Below are 18,013 nucleotides of genomic sequence, written 5' to 3'. Positions count from 1 at the left end.
TAGGCATTTTTTGCCTATCTTACCGCAACGGTCTCGTAGATGGCAGTGACGCGTTCTGCCATAGCGCTCATCGTAAAGTGCTCACCTACATGGTGGCGTGCTTGTTCCCCCATAGTTTGTGCCAGAGAGGGGTCGGAAAGAAGACATAGGATGGCTTCAGCCATCGCCTCGGCATCGCCCATCGGCACCAAAAGCCCGGTTTGATTCGGAACCACCACCTCAAGCACTCCGCCACCGGCTGTGGCAACCACTGCTCTACCAAGTGCCATACCCTCCAAAACCACCTGTCCCAAAGGCTCCGGAATGATGGAAGCGTGGACAAGGATATCCAGATCGCTGAGCACAGCTTTCGTATCTTCTTGGAAGCCTCTAAAGACAACTCGTTCGTCGAGCTGGAGCCGCGCTACCTCACTCTGCAGCTCTACAAAGTAGGGCTGATCGCCAAATAGAGCAGAGCCGATGATCTCGAATTGCGTTTGTGGATAACGTTGTAGCACCTTAGCGGCGGCAGCGAGGTAGATATGTTGTCCCTTCCATTTGGTAATACGCCCCATGAGCCCTATACGTACCTGCGATTTTCCGCATAAAGGAGGTGGAGGGTAGGGGGGCTGTACCCAATCATCGGGGATACCGCAATAGATAACATCGGAAGGCTTCTGTTTGGGTAAATGCAATGTTTGGAGTGTGGCGGCGGAGTTTGCCACGACGAAGGTGGGTAGCGTGCGAGCTAGCAATCGAAGAATACGTACCGTATTCTTGGGAAGATAGTCTGCCTCGATTCGATCGTGGACGTGCCATACGAGGGGGATGTGGGCAAGCCGAGCGGCGAAACCGCCGATCAGATCCGCCTTTAGGGAGTTTGTGTGAACGACATCGAAAGGTTTAGTGCGTAGGAAACGTGCCAAGCGTCCAATAGCGCTTAAAACGGCGCCCAATCGGTTGGGTTGAAGAAGGCTACGAGGCCTTGAGGCCTCTCTGCGCATATCCACGATCTGCGTGTTCAACTCAAAAAGCTCCACCGGTACCTGCGCCTGTTCTAACTTCGTATGGAGAGGACCGTCGGAAAACAGCAGCACATGGGGCGCAACTCGCGAGCGATCGAAAGCTTGTGTAAGACGCAATAAAGCCACTTCACCGCCGCCGAGCTGAGCGGTATGGTCTATGAACAGAACACGACAAGGATGTTTTTGGATTGAAGGCATTGGATTTGAACGATGGAATTTACGAACCAAAAAGTCGGTTTTCGATCTCCTCACAGAGGGCATGCCATAGCGTGATGTGGGCTTCTTGAATGCGTGCAGTTACTTGAGAGGGCACGCAGAGGCAGATATCGGTGATCTCGCGAAGCTTCCCTCCCTCTGCACCGGTGAAGCCTACACAGACGGCTTGACACTGTCGAGCGACCTCTATGGCCCGAATCACGTTGGGGGAGTTGCCACTCGTAGATATACCCACGACGATATCCCCCGGCTGCGCCAAGGCCTGCACCTGTCGTGCAAAGACATCAGCAAAGCTATAATCGTTGCCTACGCAGGTAAGAATAGAATCGGCCGCAGAGAGAGCGATGGCCGGCAGCGGGTGGCGATCTTTGAGAAATCGGCCTACCAACTCTCCTGCCACATGCTGAGCATCGCACGCGCTGCCTCCATTACCGCAGAGCAGCATCTTATTTCCTTTGCTAAAAGCCGAGACGGTGGCTTCAACGAGCTGCTCGAATACGGAGCTGCAGGCCTCGAAAAGCCGCTCTTTTACCGCCATCGATTCGGCGATCGTGCGTGCGAGCGTTTGCCTTGAAGAAGAACCCTCTTTTTGTGTCATCGCAGCTCTTTTTACAAATATTTGACGTATTTCGACATACTCAAGTTCCTCTTACCCTACAAAAACGATATTGCCACGGTCAAATACCAATTTACTAGGTGGATATGTTATTCAATTTACTCGGTGGATATGGTATTGCGTGGTAGGAGCAAAGCAGAACATCGCAACTATTTTAGGTTTCTTGTGCAGGCCTCGCTGAATAACTATTCCCAGCAAATAAGGGGTAACTCTGCAGGCAGTTGGGCGTCTGGATGAGCGGGAAGAATACGCACCGAGAAGCCTCGAAGCCCACTGGCGCTACAGGGCATCTCCACTTGAAAGCAGAACAGCTCGCCTTCTTGGCCGGTGAAAGGGATATCCACAATACTCTCCGCTTTCAACCGCCGATCAGCATCCAGAGAGCCGCTATAGGCCTGCACGCGGACATCCTCCGGTGTTAAGCCAGCTAAAAAGGCCTTCACGGTTATCTTGAGTTTATCACCCACTTGCAGTGTGGCGCCCTCTTCGGGCGAAGTGATGACCTCTTGGATACGCACTTGAGGCCAGAGGCTACGAACCCTCTGTTTCCAATCCACAAGCGTACGTGCTCGCTCTAGGTTGTTCGCCCTTAGCTTTAGGCATCGCAACGTAGCGGGAAAATAGTATCGTGTGGCATATTCACTCACCATACGGTGCGTGTTAAAGCGAGGGCACAACGTGCGCATGGAGTATTTTACTCGAGCGACCCATGCGCGGGGTACTCCATCCATGCCCCTATCGTAGAAAAGCGGCACGACCTCGTTTTCCAAGAGATTGTAGAGTGCGGTGGCCTCTATCCTGTCCTGTTCTTGGGGATCGGAGTACTCCTCCCCTCGCCCAATCGCCCATCCCGCGCGCGGATCATAGCCTTCAGCCCACCAGCCGTCGAGCACCGAGACGTGAAGCCCCCCGTTAACGAGGGCTTTCATGCCACTTGTTCCGCTGGCTTCCATTGGGCGCCTGGGGGTGTTAAGCCATACGTCACATCCTTGTACCATGTAGCGACTTACGTTGAGGTCGTAGTCTTCAAGGAAAAGGATTCGTCCTCGGACCTCCGGCCGCTTAGAAAACTGCACGATCTGTCGGATAAGCTCCTTCCCTGCATCCTCACGGGGATGAGCTTTGCCTGCAAAGAGAATCTGTACCGGCCTCTGTGGGTTGGTAAGCAATCGGATGAGGCGGTCTAGGTCAGTTAGGAGGAGGGTCGCGCGTTTGTAGGGCGCAAAGCGTCGTGCAAAGCCTATGGTCAGCGCATGAGGGTCTAAGACCTCAGCGGCGGCACGAAACTCCGGATCGTCTCGGAAATAGCGCCGCTCCAGTTGCGCCCGCAGGCGCGCTCGCGCAAACCGAACCAGCTTCTCTCGGCGCGTCTCTTTGACCCGCCAAAGCAGTTCGTCGGGTATCTCCTCGATGCGTTCCCATACGCCTTCATGGTGACCGTCGTACGACCAGCGCCCGCCCAGGTACTTATCGAGCAGCTCCGCCATCTCCATGGAGGCGAAGGAGCGCAGATGAACTCCGTTGGTAACGTAGCTAGCGGGAACCTCCTCTTCGGGAAAGCCAGGATAGCCCGCTTGCATCATGCGGCGCGTAACCCGTGCGTGGAGCTGGCTCACTCCATTTACCTGATGGGCATGACGCACGGCCAAAACGGCCATGTTGAACTGCTCGCTTTGGTCCCACGGGTTCACGCGTCCCAGACCCATAAGCTCATCAAACGACAGCCCTAGCTGTTGGGCGTAGGCGGCGAAGTAGCGGTTCATCAAATCCGCAGAAAAGACATCGAAGCCGGCAGGGACAGGGGTGTGGGTGGTGAACAGACTGCCAGCTGCGGCCACCTCACGCGCCGTGGCATAGTCGCACCCCGTCTCCTCTCTCAGCTCTCGTGCCCTCTCCAAAGCGGTAAAGGCGGCGTGCCCCTCGTTCAAATGGCACACTGTTGGGCGTATCTTCAAAGCACGCAAAGCGCGCATGCCACCGATACCCAGCACCATCTCTTGCCGCAGCCGCATCTCGGCATCGCCGCCGTAGAGTTGGTCGGTGATATCCTGGTCTTCGGGGCGATTTTCTGGCAGGTTGGTATCGAGCAAGAAGAGAGGCACTCTCCCCACCTGAGCCCGCCATACACATATGGAAACCTGTCGTCCTAGCAGGTCGAGACACACTTTAAGGGGCTCGCCCTTTTCATTCAGTACCGCCTGCAAGGGCATGGAGTAGAAGTCGTTTTCTGGATAGGTCTCCTGTTGCCAGCCATCGGGAGAGAGGGTCTGCTTAAAGTAGCCCTGTTGATACAGCAGCCCCACGCCCACAAGCGGCAGGCCGAGGTCGCTAGCCGATTTCAGATGGTCGCCCGCTAGAACGCCAAGCCCGCCGGAATAGATAGGTAGACATTCTGTAAGCCCGAACTCCATGCAGAAGTAGGCGATGCAGGTTTCGGGGGGAAGTTTGTCCGCCCATTGGCGCCGATACCAGGTGTTGGTGGTGGTGAGATAGGTTTGAAGGCTATAGTGCACATGGTCTACCTCAGCGAGAAAGGCATCGTCGGCAGCCGCCTCCGTAAGGCGCTCTTGAGAGATCAAGCTCAGCATGCGAACCGGGTTATGCTCACACTGTTCCCAAAGATTGCGATCCAGACTTCGAAAGAGCTCGATCGTCTCATGGTCCCAGGCCCATCTCAGGTTATAGGCCAGCGTTCGTAGCTTTTGAAGCGGCTCGGGTAGGGCAGGGACAATATGGAAGGCGCGAATTTTGGGCATCTTTTCTCTCCAGTGCTAGGTTCAAGCTACCATTAGGCATTTAAATAGATGATTCCTGCCTCACTCGGCAAAAAATCCACAGATTGATTCGCTTTTGAGAATTTTAGTATGAATACCTGTTTTATGCAATTTCTTGCTATTTTAGTAACTTATTTGGTATATAGGGCGTAGAACCAGAAAAACGTTGGCGCGAACAGCTATTGTGGTAAAAGTTGTCCCTTTGCCTGCTTATGAGCTTATTGTGAGAGACACCGGTTCTGTTGGTAGCAGCACCATAAATTTAAAACACTATATAAAACTTTGTAGAGGAAAATCATACGATGAAAACTTTTGTTCGCCTTGTAGGGAGATGTGCGCTTTTGGGAGCATCTTTGTCAATGAGCCATTTGGCATTTGCTACGAATGACACGCTACATTTTCTAAACGCCAATGGTTCTAACAGTGTGGATGTTACCTACGTCCTCAGCGGTCAAAGCCACACCGAGAGCACCACTGCGGGCCAATACAACTTTCAGATCAATGGGAGCCAACAAATCTATACCGGTTTTTGTACCGACCTCTTCGACAGTATCTTTAACAACGATACTTGGAGTGCTCTACGCACTACCGTTTCCGACTCTACTCATGGTCTTGCCAGCGTTTACTACGCGAACGGCACCAATGGCAACACCATCTCGACACAAAACATCCACGCCATTGACTATATCGTGGCACACTATGCCAACATGCCCGCTTCACGCACCAAGACCGATGCCCAGCTTGCTATTTGGGATCTTTCTCTAGGTGGTTCAGTGAGTTACAACCCCTCCAAGCATACTTACAGCTGGAGCAGCATCTTTTCCGCGGTGGATTCTGGCCAGCATAGTTATGGCGACCTGGCCGGAGTCTACAATATTGAGCAGACCGCCTTTGCCAACGACTGGCGCAGCTGGAACTCTGTCTTTGAAAATGCTGGCGCTCAAGCTAACGGGCGCAAGCAAGATATAGCCTTTGCTGCTACTCCAGAGGCCAGCAGCTTCATTAGCTTTGCTAGCTTAGTAGCAGGTAGCATCTGGATTCCGCTACGCGCCCGAAGGCATCGCAGGGGCCGATAACCTTTCCTTTAAAGAGCTCTTGCGCAACTAGCGACATACAGGTACGTTTCATAGATTAGAGGAGAAGGGGGAGTGTACGCTTCCCCTTTCCTGATGCAAGGAGATGAAGACACGACCGAATTTTAGGCTAACATCCATGAGTTGGAATCTGCTTCAACGAAAAGCATGAAAAAATTCTGATGGCTCCCCTTGACATCTGGTGCAACGTGTGGTAAAATCCTATTTGTCCTGGTGGACAAGGATAAGGGGCTCAAAAACCTGGTATCCCTGTAGGCCAGCATCCTAGCTGAACGTGTGCCGTGAACGCACGGGCAGGTTGGATGCTGGCCTTTTTGCTAAATGGTCTGAGAAGCCCGTGTATGAACCAACCAACTAAAGGCATGATCGAGGCGGAGATCGCCAACGCAGTGTCGCGATTTCAGAGGGAGCAACAGGGGCGGGGTCCCTCGGATGTAAAAGTACACCTGGTGGGAGATGCACTTCTCGTACGCTGCACGGGTATTCTCACACCTACCGAGGCCCACCTCGTGGCGACCGAGGAGGGGCGCCGGCTGATCCGAAGCGCTCGGCAGGAGCTCCGCATGATCAGCCGCAACGAAATCGAAGCCATTATCGCCAATATCGTAGGCTGTAAGGTGCTGCGAAGCTACGGTGACGTGAACGTAGAGGCCGCTGAACTGGTGGAGGTCTACATCTTGGAAGAGAACGTAGAAAAACGCTTTCTGGATGCATCAAACCTCCCCGCGCGTAAGCGATAGACCTTAATAATAAGTCATCGTGCTCGGTTGCCGTTCCGAAGGAGGCTGCTGATTCTGCCTTTGTCGGGAAGGAGGCCGGAGGTTACGGAAGCTCTTTCATGGGAGAGCTTACCGTCACTTCCGGCCTTTTTGCTTTTTAAAACAAAAACAACAACATAGGCTAAGGAGAGAAACATGTCGGACGGATTTGCTATTTTTATTATACTGGTAATGACGGCGCTCACGGTAGGCTTTCTTTACGGTTGCAATCGTCTTCTGCAGGGAGGCCAGCGATGATGGAACACGCGTTGATCCTATTTATTATCTGCTGTCTGTTTGTGTACCTACTCTATGCGCTCTTCTATCCAGAGCGTTTCTAGGAGGCTATGAAACCATGACACCCAATGGAGTCGCACAGATACTCCTCTTCTTTCTGCTGATCCTAGTATTCACCAAACCGCTCGGCAGCTATATGGCCCGTGTTTTCCAAGGGGAGAGAACGCTGCTGCATCCGATTCTCCGCCCGCTCGAGGTGGGGCTTTATCGGCTTTTCGGTATTGAAGAGGAGGTGGAGATGCCCTGGACCACCTACGCCCTTGCCTTCGTGCTCTTCAGTGTGGTAGGGTTGCTTCTCACCTACATTCTCTTGAGGCTACAGGGGCATTTACCCTGGAACCCTCAGAAGTTTGGGGCCGATCAGATGACACCCGATTTGGCCTTTAACACAGCTGTGTCTTTCACTACCAATACTAACTGGCAATCTTATACCCCTGAAAGCACGGTTAGCTACTTCTCCAACATGGTGGCTTTGGCCATGCATAACTGGATGTCGGCCGCTGCTGGTATCGCCGTGGCTGTTGCCTTCATTCGCGGGTTTGCTCGTCGTACCGTTCATGAAATCGGCAACTTTTGGGTAGACACCACGCGGGCGACTCTCTATATTCTTCTGCCACTCACCTTCATTTTGGCGCTGCTGCTCGTATGGCAAGGGGTTCCACAGAACTTCTCGCCCTACACCAAAGTGGCCACAGTAGAGGGAAGCACGCAGCTCATTCCCCAAGGGCCGGTGGCCTCTCAAGAGGCGATTAAGGAGTTGGGTACAAACGGAGGGGGCTTCTTTAATGCCAATTCGGCTCATCCCTACGAAAACCCAACTCCGCTCACTAACCTTTTGGAGATGCTCGCCATCTTCTTGATTCCTGCAGCTCTCACCTACACCTTCGGCAAGATGGTGGGCAATACCCGGCAGGGGTGGGCGCTCTTCGCAGCCATGAGCGCCATGTTTTTCATGGGGGTTTTTGTCTGCTATCAGCAGGAACAAAGGGGCATCGCCCTACTGCAGAGCGGGCCTCTTAGACTCGACCTTAAACCCTCCTCGCTTCAGCCGGGTGGAAACATGGAGGGGAAAGAGATGCGATTTGGCATCGCAGCCACTGCCCTTTTTGCAACCGTCACTACCGACACCTCTTGTGGGGCTGTGAACGCCATGCACGACTCTTTTACTCCCATTGGAGGGCTGGTACCGCTTGTGAACATGATGACCGGTGAGGTGATCTTTGGAGGGGTGGGAGCAGGACTAACTGGTATGCTTATTATTGCCGTTATTGCGGTATTCATTGCCGGGCTTATGGTGGGACGGACACCGGAATATCTTGGCAAAAAGATTGAAAAGTATGAGATCACCATGGCGGTATTGGTGATGCTGATCCATGCTGCCTCCGTGCTCACCTTTACCGCCATCGCTTCCGATCTGCCACTCTCCGCCCACAGCTCCTGGAACCGAGTCAACGGCAGTACAACCTATCTCGGCGCCACCTATAATAACGTGAACAATCCCGGCCCCCATGGCTTTTCCGAAATTCTTTATGCGTTTACCTCCACGACCAATAACAACGGTTCGGCCTTCGCCGGCCTAAATGCCAATACCCCCATCTACAATCTGCTCCTGGGGCTGGCCATGTGGGTGGGGCGCTTCTTCATGCTGATCCCTTCCATCGCCATCGCTGGCAGCTTGGCACGTAAGAAGCTGGTACCAGCCACGGCCGGCACCTTCCCCACCGACTCCAGCACCTTCGTATTTCTGCTCGTGGGCACAACCATCATCATCGGTGCGCTTACCTTCTTCCCAGCGTTAGCGCTTGGGCCTTTTGCCGAGCAGTTCCAACTACACATCGGAAAACTCTTTTAAGGGAGCGAACAGTGCGAACCGTACAGAAAAACCCTAAGAATCCAACTGCCGGTAGGCCGTCTCACTCAGGAAGACAAACCCTCTCTCTGTTTGAGCCTACCTTGGTGAAGAATGCCGTGCGCGATGCCTTTCGCAAGCTCCATCCACGCCTCGTTGCCCGCAACCCCGTGATGTTTGTGGTGTGGGTTGGCAGTCTTCTCACATCCTATTTCTGGGTAAAGCAGCTGATTACCCATACAGGCCAACCGCTTTTTACGGGCCAGGTGGCGCTTTGGCTTTGGTTTACAGTGCTCTTTGCAAACTTCGCTGAGGCGATGGCAGAAGGACGTGGTAAGGCGCAAGCCGAGAGCCTTCGTAAAACCAAAACGGATACCCTCGCGCGCAAGCTTGTCAACGGAAAAGAGGAGCGGGTGCCGGCCACACAACTGCGCAAAGGAGATGTGGTGGTCTGTGAGGCAGGGGATATTATCCCCGGTGATGGGGAGGTTATCGAAGGAATCGCCAGCGTGGATGAGTCGGTGATAACAGGCGAGTCGGCCCCTGTTATTCGGGAGGCCGGTGGCGATCGAAGCGCGGTAACAGGGGGAACCAAAGTGCTTTCCGATCGCATCGTCATCCGCATTACCGCCAACCCAGGAGAGACCTTTATAGATCGTATGATCGCTCTGGTGGAGGGCGCCCAACGTCAGAAAACCCCCAACGAGATCGCTCTCTCCATCCTGTTATCGGGGCTTACCATTATCTTCCTACTGGTTTGTGTCACTCTGCCGCCTTTCGCCGATTTTGCCGTGCGCGCCACGCAGTCGGGCCAAGCGCCCTCCGTCGTGGTGTTGGTGGCGCTCCTGGTCTGCCTCATCCCAACCACCATCGGCGGGCTACTTTCGGCTATTGGGATCGCCGGTATGGATAGGGTGATGCAGCACAACGTACTGGCCAAGTCGGGCAAGGCGGTAGAGGCCGCGGGGGATATTGACACCATTTTGTTGGATAAAACGGGCACCATCACGTTAGGCAACCGCCAGGCGGTGGAGTTTATTCCGCTTCCCAATGTGAGTATGGAGGAGCTAGTGGATGCCGCACAGCTTTCCAGTTTGGCCGATGAGACCCCAGAAGGTCGCAGTATTGTGGTGCTTGCTAAAGAGAAGTATGGTCTTCGCGGTAGAGAGTTGGCCTCTCATCATGCGGAGTTCGTTCCCTTTTCTGCCCAAACACGCATGAGCGGTATTGATATGGATGGTCAACAGATTCGCAAAGGGGCGGCAGAGGCCATTAAGCGCCATGTGCTCTCCTTGGGCGGTGAGATTCCTTGTGAACTGGAGCCCATCGTCACCAATATCTCTCAGAAGGGAGGTACGCCTCTGGTCGTGGCCAAAAACGAGCGTATTCTCGGCGTGATCTATCTCAAAGATGTGGTAAAGGGGGGAATCCGCGAGCGCTTTGAGCAGCTCCGCTCCATGGGCATCCGCACCGTTATGATCACTGGCGATAACCCATTGACGGCTAAAACGATCGCCGAAGAGGCTGGCGTAGACGACTTTCTTGCCGAGGCCACGCCCGAAATGAAGCTAGCCCTGATCCGCCAAGAGCAGGCGGCGGGTAAGTTGGTGGCCATGACAGGGGATGGCACAAACGATGCTCCGGCGCTCGCTCAGGCCGATGTGGGGTTGGCCATGAACAGTGGTACCCAAGCAGCCAAAGAGGCGGGCAACATGGTAGACCTCGATAGCAACCCCACGAAACTCATTGAGGTGGTAGAGATCGGCAAACAGCTGCTCATGACGCGAGGGGCGCTTACCACGTTTAGCATCGCCAACGATGTGGCCAAGTATTTTGCCATCTTGCCAGCGATGTTCGCACCTATCTATCCCGCGCTGAATGCTCTCAACATCATGAAGCTAACCAATCCCGAATCGGCCATCTTGGCTGCGGTTATTTTCAATGCGTTGATCATCATCGCGCTGATCCCGTTGGCCCTTAGGGGGATCGCCTATCGGCCGTTAGGTGCAGCGGCCATCTTAAGAAGAAACCTGCTGATCTACGGGTTGGGCGGCATCATCGCCCCCTTCCCAGGCATTTGGCTGCTCGACCGCCTTTTGGTGCTGTTACATCTCGCCTAAAAATAGATGAAGGAGAACCTCTCTATGAGAACTCAATTACGCCCTGCTCTGGTTAGCGTTTTGGCTTGGACGATCTTGCTGGGGTTTGTTTTCCCTGGCCTTGTCACTCTGGTGGCTAACATCCTCTTTCCGTTTCAAGCTCATGGAAGCCTCATTGTGCGAAATGGCAGAGTGGTTGGCTCGGAGCTGATCGGACAAAGCTTCACGCTCCCGATCTACTTTCATCCACGTCCTTCGGCGGCAGGCAACGGCTACGACCCCACCAGTTCCGGAGGAACCAATCTGGCCCCTACGACGGATAAACTGATCAATGGCGTGCATCACGGCCCGAAGGCCACCGACAACTTCGATGGTATGAAAGACTTAGCCACCGCCTATCGTCAAGAGAACAACCTGCCGAGCACAATGCCGCTGCCCACTGACGCCGTTACCCGTTCCGGAAGCGGACTCGATCCAGACATCAGCGTTGAGAACGCTCTTTTACAGGCGGATCGTGTGGCCAAGGCACGGGGTGTGGAGGTTAGCCGTGTGAGGCGGCTTATTCACGACTATACGCAACCTCGGCAGTTCGGCATTCTCGGCGAGCCGCGCGTCAATGTGTTACGCCTGAATCTTGCGCTCGATCGGCTCTACCCTGTCACAAAGAGACAATAGAAGCAAAATGTACAATGTGCGCACCCAGTTCCTTATTGGCTATCTCATCCTCATCTTTATTCTGATGGGGGTGATCATAGGGGGGATTCTGCAGGTGCGCCACTTAGGCACCTCCGTAGACCGAATCTTGAAGAACAACTACGTTAGCGTGGTGGCCGCGGAGAACATGAAGGAGTTTTTGGAGCGTCAGGACAGCGCGGCCACCTTCTACCTGGCTGGGCAGGTGGAGAAAGCGCGCAAGCAGTACCAGTTCTTTCGGCCGCTTTTTGCCCAAGCGGCCGATGTCGAGGCCCATAATATCACGGAGCCGGGAGAGCAGCAGCTATCCGATGACATCCAGCGCCAATTCGCAAAGTATCAGAAAGCGATAGAGCGGCTGCTCTACGCAAACCCTCCTATGCCTCCCGAGCAGGCTCGTGCGTACTACTTTCATGTGCTCGAGCCGGCTTTTTTGCGCCTCAAACAGCGCGCTCAGGATGTGCTCGATCTGAATCAACAAGCCATTGTAAAGGCGGATAAACGCGCAAGAACCGAGGCGCGACGTGCTTTTTGGCTGGGCATTACGGCCTCGGTTCTCGCGCTTGGTTTGGCGCTTTTCTTCTCCTACAGAATGGTCAATTCAACTCTCGCTCCGTTGCGTTCTTTGGTGCGTCAGGCCGAAGAGATAGGAGCAGGGCATTTCAACCAGCGCATCGAGGTTCACCGATCCGATGAGATCGGCGCATTGGCACGTGCCTTTAACCGGATGGCCGAGAGGCTTCAAGAGGCACGGCGCGTTGAAGAGGAGCGTTATCAGCGAGCCGAGCGCATGTCGGAAGCGGCGTTGGAAAGTCTTTACGACCCGGTGATAGTGGCCGACGCCGAGGGCAGACTGGTACATGTGAATCGCGCAGCTGAGGGGCTTTTTGGTCCAGAGGCAAACCTTATCGGTAAGCCGATTGATGAAACCATCCGCGATAAGAGCATTGTTACAGCGCTACATAAAGCCATTCATCAACAAAGCGCCTCGGTGGCTGAAGATGAGGCCGGCATGGTGGACCTAGAATATGCTGGCATTCCACGTACCTACCGTTTGCGCACAACCCCTATGAAGGCGGAGGGGGGAGAGCTGCTTGGTGCCGTCGCCGTCTTGGAGGATATCACGCACCTACGCCAACTCGACCGACTGAAAACGGAATTCATCGGCATTGCCTCTCATGAGTTGCGCACGCCAGTGACCTCGTTGCAGCTCTCGGTGGATCTCCTTCAAGAGGGCACTCTCGGCCCGTTAACTCCCGAACAACAAGAGGTTGTTCGATGTCAGAAAGAGGATTTGCAGCGCCTCGATCGCATGATGCGCGATCTCCTCGACATCACCCGTCTTGAAACGGGAGCAACTCCACCGCGATTCGAGATCGTATCGGCTGAACAGCTGGTTCAAAACGCCGTTGAGGCCATAGAGCCTCAGACAAAAGCAAAGAATCTTCACCTACGTGTCGAAGTGTTTCCCCTATTGCCTCCGCTTCGAGCCGATCCTGCCCAGATCAACCGCGTGCTCCTCAATCTGCTCAATAACGCCGTTCGTTTTACCCCCGAGGGAGGACAAATTCATATAAAGGTCTATCCAAAGGATGAGAAGGTCTTCTTTTCGGTGCAGGATACGGGCATTGGCATTCCGCCAGAGTATCTTCCGCGCATCTTCGAGCGGTTTGTACAGGTGCCGGGCGTAGCGCGCAGCGGCGCCGGTTTAGGGCTTTCTATCGCACAGACCATTGTGAAGGCCCATGGAGGTCAGATAACCGTGGAGAGCACTCCAGGAAAAGGCAGCACTTTTACCTTCTATCTACCTGTTAAGGAGCTTTGAAAATGGCCCGCATTCTTGTAATAGATGATGAACCCAATATTTGCCGTATGCTTCAGCTTACGTTGAAAGCGGCCGGCCATGAGGTTGAAGTGGCCTATGACGGCCTTGAAGGCATCGCTAAGTTCGGCAATGGAGACGCATGGGACCTCGTTTTGTTAGACCAAAGAATGCCCGACGTGGAGGGCCTATACGTTCTGAAAGAGCTAAAGGAGCGCAATAGTGATGCAAAGATCATCATGATTACTGCTTTTGGAACGATAGACCTTGCTGTTTCTGCTATGAAGCTCGGGGCGACCGACTTTTTGAGAAAACCGTTCACGGCAAAAACCCTTCGCGGTGCGGTGGAGGCCGCCTTGAATAAGACTGAGGCAGCTCCGGCTGAATCGCAGGGGCTGACCTACGGGTTTACCACGGTCAACGGCTACCACATCGAGTTTCAACCGGATACCGCTCTTTATACCGGGGGTAAGTTTGAACAGACGTTCACCGTTACCAGCCCTTCAGGGGAGAAGAGCCAGTGTAAGGTTGTTCTCTTGCCCCATATCATAGAGCTTGTAAAAGCTTATGCCGACAGGGAGCAGTTTGCCGGCGGTAATCGTTTTTGGCAGGCCCTCTGTGAAGAGGCGTTAGCCAACTATCTTTGGCAGCATGCCGAACTTCCTCCCAACAACCTGTTGCAGGTTGAAGAGCTGACAACCGGCATGCGTCGCTGGATTGATGCCGTGTTGACCACTGTTTAGGAGAAGGAAGCCTCATGGTGTCGGATGCTCAGGAGGAACGCCCCGATCCCGATGCATTGCTTGCCCGTATTAAAGCGGAAGAGCCACAGCAACGAGGGCGCCTGAAGATCTTTCTCGGTTTTGCTGCAGGAGTTGGCAAGACCTATGAGATGCTTAGCGAAGCGAATCGGCGCAAGCAGCGTGGGCAGGATGTGGTGATCGGCTATGTAGAGACGCACGGTCGCAAGGGAACAGAGGCACAGATAGGCGATCTCGAGATCATTCCGCGAAAGAAGATAGAGTATCGCGGTAGGGTTTTTGAAGAGATGGATACGGAAGCCATTCTGCGCCGCAAGCCTCAATGGGTGGTTGTAGATGAGCTAGCCCATACCAACGTGCCCGGCTCTGAGCGGCCGAAGCGCTGGCAAGATGTAGAGTATCTACGTGACCATGGCATCAGTGTGCTGACCACGCTGAACGTTCAGCATTTGGAAAGTCTCAACGACACGGTTTACGACATCACCGGTATTCGTGTGCGCGAGACCGTTCCCGATAGCCTGCTACATGAGGCCGAGATCGTGATGGTAGACATCACCCCGCGCGCGCTGATTCACCGATTAGAGCGCGGAGAGATATATCCTTCCGACAAGATCCAATCCGCTCTCAACAACTGGTTTCGAGAAGGCAACCTCAATGCACTTCGTGAGATAGCCCTTCGGGAAGTGGCTCAAGAGGTAGACCGTGACCTCAGCGATTATCGAAAAGAGCAGCGCATCAAGAAGACCTGGGCAACGAAAGACCGCATTATGGTGTGTATTGCCCCTGAGTTGGCATCGATGCGACTCCTACGGCGCGGATGGCGCATCGCCCAAAGGCTCGACGCGGATATCGTGGCGGTCTACGTGGAGAATCGGCCCCTCACGCCCGAACAGCAAGAACAGTTTCGCAGCGTTTTAGCGCTCGCTGACCAACTCAAGATCCCTGTTGTTACCCTTCACGGTGAAGTGGCCGATCAGCTGATCTCCTATGCTAAAGAGCATCAGATTACACAGATTGTGATCGGCCATTCAAGCCGTTCTCGTTTTCAAGAATTTCTCAAGGGCTCTATTATTCATCGGCTTACCCAAGAGTTGCGCAACATAGACATCCTTATTGTCGCTCCACCCGAAGACGAGGCACTTTAGTTCTCTTCCTGCGTTTGAGGAGGCGTTTCGAGTGGTGGTAGATGCGAATGGGCATGTTCGCCGGAATGATAGTGTGGATGCGAGTGAACGATAGAGCCATGCCGGTGCATATGTTCATGAATGAGGTTGACGCGGTAAAGCAGATCGAGGTGATCGAATAGCTGGGCGGCGGGAATATCGGCAGCAAGCGTGTGGTCTTCCGCCATAATGAGGGCACGCTGGGCAAGCTCCGGCACGAGGTGAAGATCGTGGGTGCTAATGATCAAGGTTTTTCCAGCCCTATGAAGCGCCTGCAACAGCTCCGAAAACTGCACTTGGGAGCGCGGATCGAGGCCGGTGGTCGGCTCGTCGAGTAGGAGCACATCGGGGTTTGTGGCCAAAACACACCCAAGAGCAACACGTCGCTTTTCTCCGTGGGAGAGGAGGAAAGGAGGGCGTTCTAGCAGCATCTCCACTTGAACAAGGCGAGCCACATCGTGCACGCGCTGCAGGACCTCCTCGTAAGGCAGCCCCAGATGAAGCGGTCCGAAAGCTAGCTCCTCGCGCACGGTGGCGGAGAACAACTGGGCATCGGCATTTTGAAACACGAAGCCCACGCGCCGTCGAAACCGATGGGCGTTGCGCTCCACGTTGAGAAAAGCTTCGGTTAGCGGCTCGCCAAAAGCAAGCACTTCCCCTTCTTGTGCAAAAAGCAGCCCTCCGAGCAGCTTTAGGAGGGTAGACTTCCCACAGCCATTAGCGCCTAATAGCGCCACGCTTTCCCCCGCGCGCAGCTCTACCGAGATGTTGGAGAGCGCCGGAGTTTCTGGGTTGTAGCGATAGCTTACCTGTTTTAGAACAAACAGATTGTCTAACGAAGAGGAGACTGGAGACGATGCCTGTTGTGGTTTCATCAAAAGTGACGCCCTCCTAGGAAAGTAAAGCCCATAACTAAAAATACGGCGAGAAGAAACAGGGTATCGGCAAAACGCCAACGCAGAGTACGCATCACCTGCACCCGGCCGGTAAAGCCTCGCGCGATCATGGCGGCGTGTACTTCATCGGACAGGTAGAGAGTCTTCGCAAAGAGACTCCCGATGCTCCTGCCTGCAAAGCGACGCCCCTCGGCATGCTCTATACGGCCGACCTGACGGCTTTTGCGGGCCGTGAACATCTCATCGGCAGCCTGCATCAGTACAGTAAGGTAGCGATGGGCCATCCCTAAAACTAGCACAAAGATACGTGGCGCTCCGAGGCACTGCATGGCATAGAGAAGGTCACGCCAGCGCGTGGTAAGCGGCAGAAGCGCAGCAAACGAGACCGCGGTGCCCACCCGCAATACCAGCAGCAGCACGCCTTGCATTCCAGAGGCGGTGAGGCAGAGGAAGGGATGATGGCATAGCACTAGCAGGGGGCGGCCAGGCGTAACGATGTTGAGAGCCGACGGCAAAGCAACGAGCAGCACGAAGACCGGCGCCGTAAGCCAAACCCGTTTAAGGAAGGCCGGAAGGGGAATCTGGGAGATTTGCGTCAGAACGAGGGCCAGTAAGGTTAGTCCAAGGAGGGGTAAAAAACGTTCTTGGAGCGTTGCCAAAAAGGCCAGCAGAAGCAACCCGATGAGGCGAGCGCGGGGATCGAACTGCTGGAGGAAACCTTTGCGCGAAGCACTCTCCTCTCCGCGAAGGGCTATGGTAGCTCCTGCGGCAAGTTCGGCGAGGGTTCGTTCTAAGAAGGGGGAACCTTTTCGAAGCGCGCGACTCTCGATGGTTGTTGACGAGGCTGTGTTTGTTGCGAGCCACGACGGCAACGGGGATGAGTGCGATGAAGGGGACAACAAAGTTGCAGACCTTTGTTGGCGCTGCTCCTCGTGGCGCATCCAGAGGCGGCCGGCTAACAGCAGAAGCCCCGCTATAGCGGCAGTGCCCAAGAAGCCAGCGGCTATATAACCCCAGATGTTCATACCGGTCTCCGGTTGGGCATAGTCGGGCAGAAGTCCATGGTAGCCCTTTTCAAATCTCGCCATGCCCGGAGGCACATAGCCCGGCCTTCGCAACAGATGTTCTATTTGCGCTTTAATATCCTGTGCGCCCCACTCTCCAAAAGCGCTTCCGTTCGCCAAAAGCCCTAGGGGAGAGAGCAGAACCATCAGCAATAAGATGATAATCGCCCAGCGTGTCTGCACACCGCTGCGCTCTAAGGCCGTATCTCCTGTATTGTAAAGAGGATGACCGGCAACCTGCAGGTAGCGCACAGCAAAAGTGGTGACGATGGCCTCCGCTGGGCCGGCTACCAGAAGATGCGCTGCGAGCATCGCCGGCACAGAGATATCGAGCCCAAAGGGAAAGTAGAGAGCACGTCCGTCGGCCGTGTGAAAGAGCATCGGCTGAAGCCCCAATAAGACGCCCACCACGGCGGCGGCCGCGTTAATGCCGCAGTAGGCGCCTAGTCCGGCGCAGATGGCGCGCCACAGCGAGTTGCTGGGGGAGCGCCCGGCCAGCAGCCGATAAACAAAATAGCCCACGAACGGCAATACGAAGGCCATGGTAAAGCAGTTGGCCCCATAAGCGAGGATGCCGCCATCACCAAACAGAAGCGCTTGGATGGCGAGGGCGACGGAAACCCCAATGCAGGCTGCCCAAGGCCCCAGCATCACCGCAAGAAGGGTGCCAGCTACCGGATGCGCCGTTGTCCCTCCAGGCGCGGGCACGTTAAAGAGCATCACGGTAAAACTGAAGGCCGCTCCCAACGCAAGCAGCGGAGTCTGACGTAGCCCGATCTCCTTGCGGACGCGCTTGCCTGCAGTCACCCAAACGGGCGCCATGGTGGCAGCCATTACCGCGCAAGTGGAGGGGCTGATAACACCATCTGGAATATGCATAACGCCTTGCTTGTCTCCCTCCTTAAGC

Annotated in this window: 14 protein-coding genes; 9 read left to right on the top strand and 5 right to left on the bottom strand. The window is 54.6% G+C overall.

Going from position 1 to position 18,013, the window contains the following annotated elements; genetic code table 11:
* Nucleotides 1-14: 14 nt before the first annotated feature.
* The 3 genes from CCALI_RS07665 to glgP all read right to left on the bottom strand — a co-directional run bounded on the left by CCALI_RS07665 (nucleotide 15) and on the right by glgP (nucleotide 4,592).
* Nucleotides 15-1,256 carry a glycosyltransferase family 4 protein gene (locus tag CCALI_RS07665; RefSeq protein ID WP_172636642.1) on the bottom strand — a complete coding sequence of 414 codons (1,242 nt, stop codon included), beginning with the start codon at nucleotides 1,254-1,256 and terminating at the stop codon, nucleotides 15-17.
* Nucleotides 1,222-1,818, bottom strand: coding sequence for a D-sedoheptulose-7-phosphate isomerase (locus CCALI_RS07660; RefSeq protein ID WP_016482909.1), 597 nt, complete (start codon nucleotides 1,816-1,818; stop codon nucleotides 1,222-1,224). Before CCALI_RS07660 ends, CCALI_RS07665 begins: the two co-directional genes overlap by 35 nt.
* A 203-nt stretch (nucleotides 1,819-2,021) precedes the next feature.
* The gene (gene glgP / locus CCALI_RS07655; protein WP_016482908.1) at nucleotides 2,022-4,592 is read right to left on the bottom strand and encodes an alpha-glucan family phosphorylase; all 2,571 of its coding nucleotides are present in this window, start codon (nucleotides 4,590-4,592) and stop codon (nucleotides 2,022-2,024) included.
* A gap of 320 nt (nucleotides 4,593-4,912) precedes the next feature.
* Between glgP and CCALI_RS07650 the strand changes: the two genes are divergently transcribed.
* The 9 genes from CCALI_RS07650 (at nucleotide 4,913) to CCALI_RS07615 (ending at nucleotide 15,128) form a co-directional block, all read left to right on the top strand.
* Complete coding sequence (locus CCALI_RS07650) at nucleotides 4,913-5,686, top strand: hypothetical protein (protein WP_016482907.1); 774 nt, start codon at nucleotides 4,913-4,915, stop codon at nucleotides 5,684-5,686.
* 359 nt (nucleotides 5,687-6,045) lie between these two features.
* Entirely contained in the window at nucleotides 6,046-6,444 is a 399-nt protein-coding gene (locus CCALI_RS07645) for a Na-translocating system protein MpsC family protein (RefSeq protein WP_016482906.1), read from the top strand.
* 272 nt (nucleotides 6,445-6,716) lie between these two features.
* On the top strand, nucleotides 6,717-6,803 hold the full coding sequence (gene kdpF, locus CCALI_RS16940; RefSeq protein WP_075060789.1) for a K(+)-transporting ATPase subunit F: 87 nt from the start codon (nucleotides 6,717-6,719) through the stop codon (nucleotides 6,801-6,803).
* Between the two features lie 14 nt (nucleotides 6,804-6,817).
* Complete coding sequence (gene kdpA / locus CCALI_RS07640; RefSeq protein ID WP_016482904.1) at nucleotides 6,818-8,611, top strand: potassium-transporting ATPase subunit KdpA; 1,794 nt, start codon at nucleotides 6,818-6,820, stop codon at nucleotides 8,609-8,611.
* An 86-nt stretch (nucleotides 8,612-8,697) separates the two neighbouring features.
* On the top strand, nucleotides 8,698-10,728 hold the full coding sequence (gene kdpB, locus CCALI_RS07635; protein WP_044950068.1) for a potassium-transporting ATPase subunit KdpB: 2,031 nt from the start codon (nucleotides 8,698-8,700) through the stop codon (nucleotides 10,726-10,728).
* 24 nt (nucleotides 10,729-10,752) lie between these two features.
* The gene (gene kdpC / locus CCALI_RS07630) at nucleotides 10,753-11,382 is read left to right on the top strand and encodes a potassium-transporting ATPase subunit KdpC (protein ID WP_016482902.1); all 630 of its coding nucleotides are present in this window, start codon (nucleotides 10,753-10,755) and stop codon (nucleotides 11,380-11,382) included.
* 7 nt (nucleotides 11,383-11,389) lie between these two features.
* Nucleotides 11,390-13,225 (top strand): sensor histidine kinase, encoded by a 1,836-nt coding sequence (locus tag CCALI_RS07625; RefSeq protein WP_016482901.1) that lies wholly within the window; start codon nucleotides 11,390-11,392, stop codon nucleotides 13,223-13,225.
* A gap of 2 nt (nucleotides 13,226-13,227) precedes the next feature.
* On the top strand, nucleotides 13,228-13,965 hold the full coding sequence (locus CCALI_RS15125; protein ID WP_016482900.1) for a sigma-54-dependent transcriptional regulator: 738 nt from the start codon (nucleotides 13,228-13,230) through the stop codon (nucleotides 13,963-13,965).
* Between the two features lie 14 nt (nucleotides 13,966-13,979).
* Nucleotides 13,980-15,128, top strand: a complete 1,149-nt coding sequence (locus CCALI_RS07615) for a universal stress protein (protein WP_016482899.1) — start codon at nucleotides 13,980-13,982, stop codon at nucleotides 15,126-15,128.
* Here CCALI_RS07615 and CCALI_RS07610 read toward each other — a convergent pair.
* Both CCALI_RS07610 and cbiM read right to left on the bottom strand, forming a co-directional pair.
* On the bottom strand, nucleotides 15,125-16,021 hold the full coding sequence (locus CCALI_RS07610) for an energy-coupling factor ABC transporter ATP-binding protein (RefSeq protein ID WP_016482898.1): 897 nt from the start codon (nucleotides 16,019-16,021) through the stop codon (nucleotides 15,125-15,127). The genes CCALI_RS07615 and CCALI_RS07610 overlap by 4 nt on opposite strands.
* Nucleotides 16,021-17,985 (bottom strand): cobalt transporter CbiM, encoded by a 1,965-nt coding sequence (cbiM, locus tag CCALI_RS16085; RefSeq protein WP_016482897.1) that lies wholly within the window; start codon nucleotides 17,983-17,985, stop codon nucleotides 16,021-16,023. Before cbiM ends, CCALI_RS07610 begins: the two co-directional genes overlap by 1 nt.
* Nucleotides 17,986-18,013: the final 28 nt, after the last annotated feature.

The organism is Chthonomonas calidirosea T49 (assembly GCF_000427095.1).
GTDB classification, from domain to species: Bacteria; Armatimonadota; Chthonomonadetes; order Chthonomonadales; family Chthonomonadaceae; genus Chthonomonas; species Chthonomonas calidirosea.
This window is presented reverse-complemented; position numbering and strand designations above follow the sequence as displayed.

Bases quoted from the DNA above. Each gene is read 5' to 3' on its own strand.
- glgP (WP_016482908.1), bottom strand. From the start codon at position 4,592: ATGCCCAAAATTCGCGCCTTCCATATTGTCCCTGCCCTACCCGAGCCG.
- cbiM (WP_016482897.1), bottom strand. From the start codon at position 17,985: ATGCATATTCCAGATGGTGTTATCAGCCCCTCCACTTGCGCGGTAATG.
- CCALI_RS07645 (WP_016482906.1), top strand. From the start codon at position 6,046: ATGAACCAACCAACTAAAGGCATGATCGAGGCGGAGATCGCCAACGCA.
- CCALI_RS07660 (WP_016482909.1), bottom strand. From the start codon at position 1,818: ATGACACAAAAAGAGGGTTCTTCTTCAAGGCAAACGCTCGCACGCACG.
- kdpA (WP_016482904.1), top strand. From the start codon at position 6,818: ATGACACCCAATGGAGTCGCACAGATACTCCTCTTCTTTCTGCTGATC.
- CCALI_RS07610 (WP_016482898.1), bottom strand. From the start codon at position 16,021: ATGAAACCACAACAGGCATCGTCTCCAGTCTCCTCTTCGTTAGACAAT.
- CCALI_RS15125 (WP_016482900.1), top strand. From the start codon at position 13,228: ATGGCCCGCATTCTTGTAATAGATGATGAACCCAATATTTGCCGTATG.
- CCALI_RS07625 (WP_016482901.1), top strand. From the start codon at position 11,390: ATGTACAATGTGCGCACCCAGTTCCTTATTGGCTATCTCATCCTCATC.
- kdpF (WP_075060789.1), top strand. From the start codon at position 6,717: ATGATGGAACACGCGTTGATCCTATTTATTATCTGCTGTCTGTTTGTG.
- kdpC (WP_016482902.1), top strand. From the start codon at position 10,753: ATGAGAACTCAATTACGCCCTGCTCTGGTTAGCGTTTTGGCTTGGACG.
- CCALI_RS07650 (WP_016482907.1), top strand. From the start codon at position 4,913: ATGAAAACTTTTGTTCGCCTTGTAGGGAGATGTGCGCTTTTGGGAGCA.
- CCALI_RS07615 (WP_016482899.1), top strand. From the start codon at position 13,980: ATGGTGTCGGATGCTCAGGAGGAACGCCCCGATCCCGATGCATTGCTT.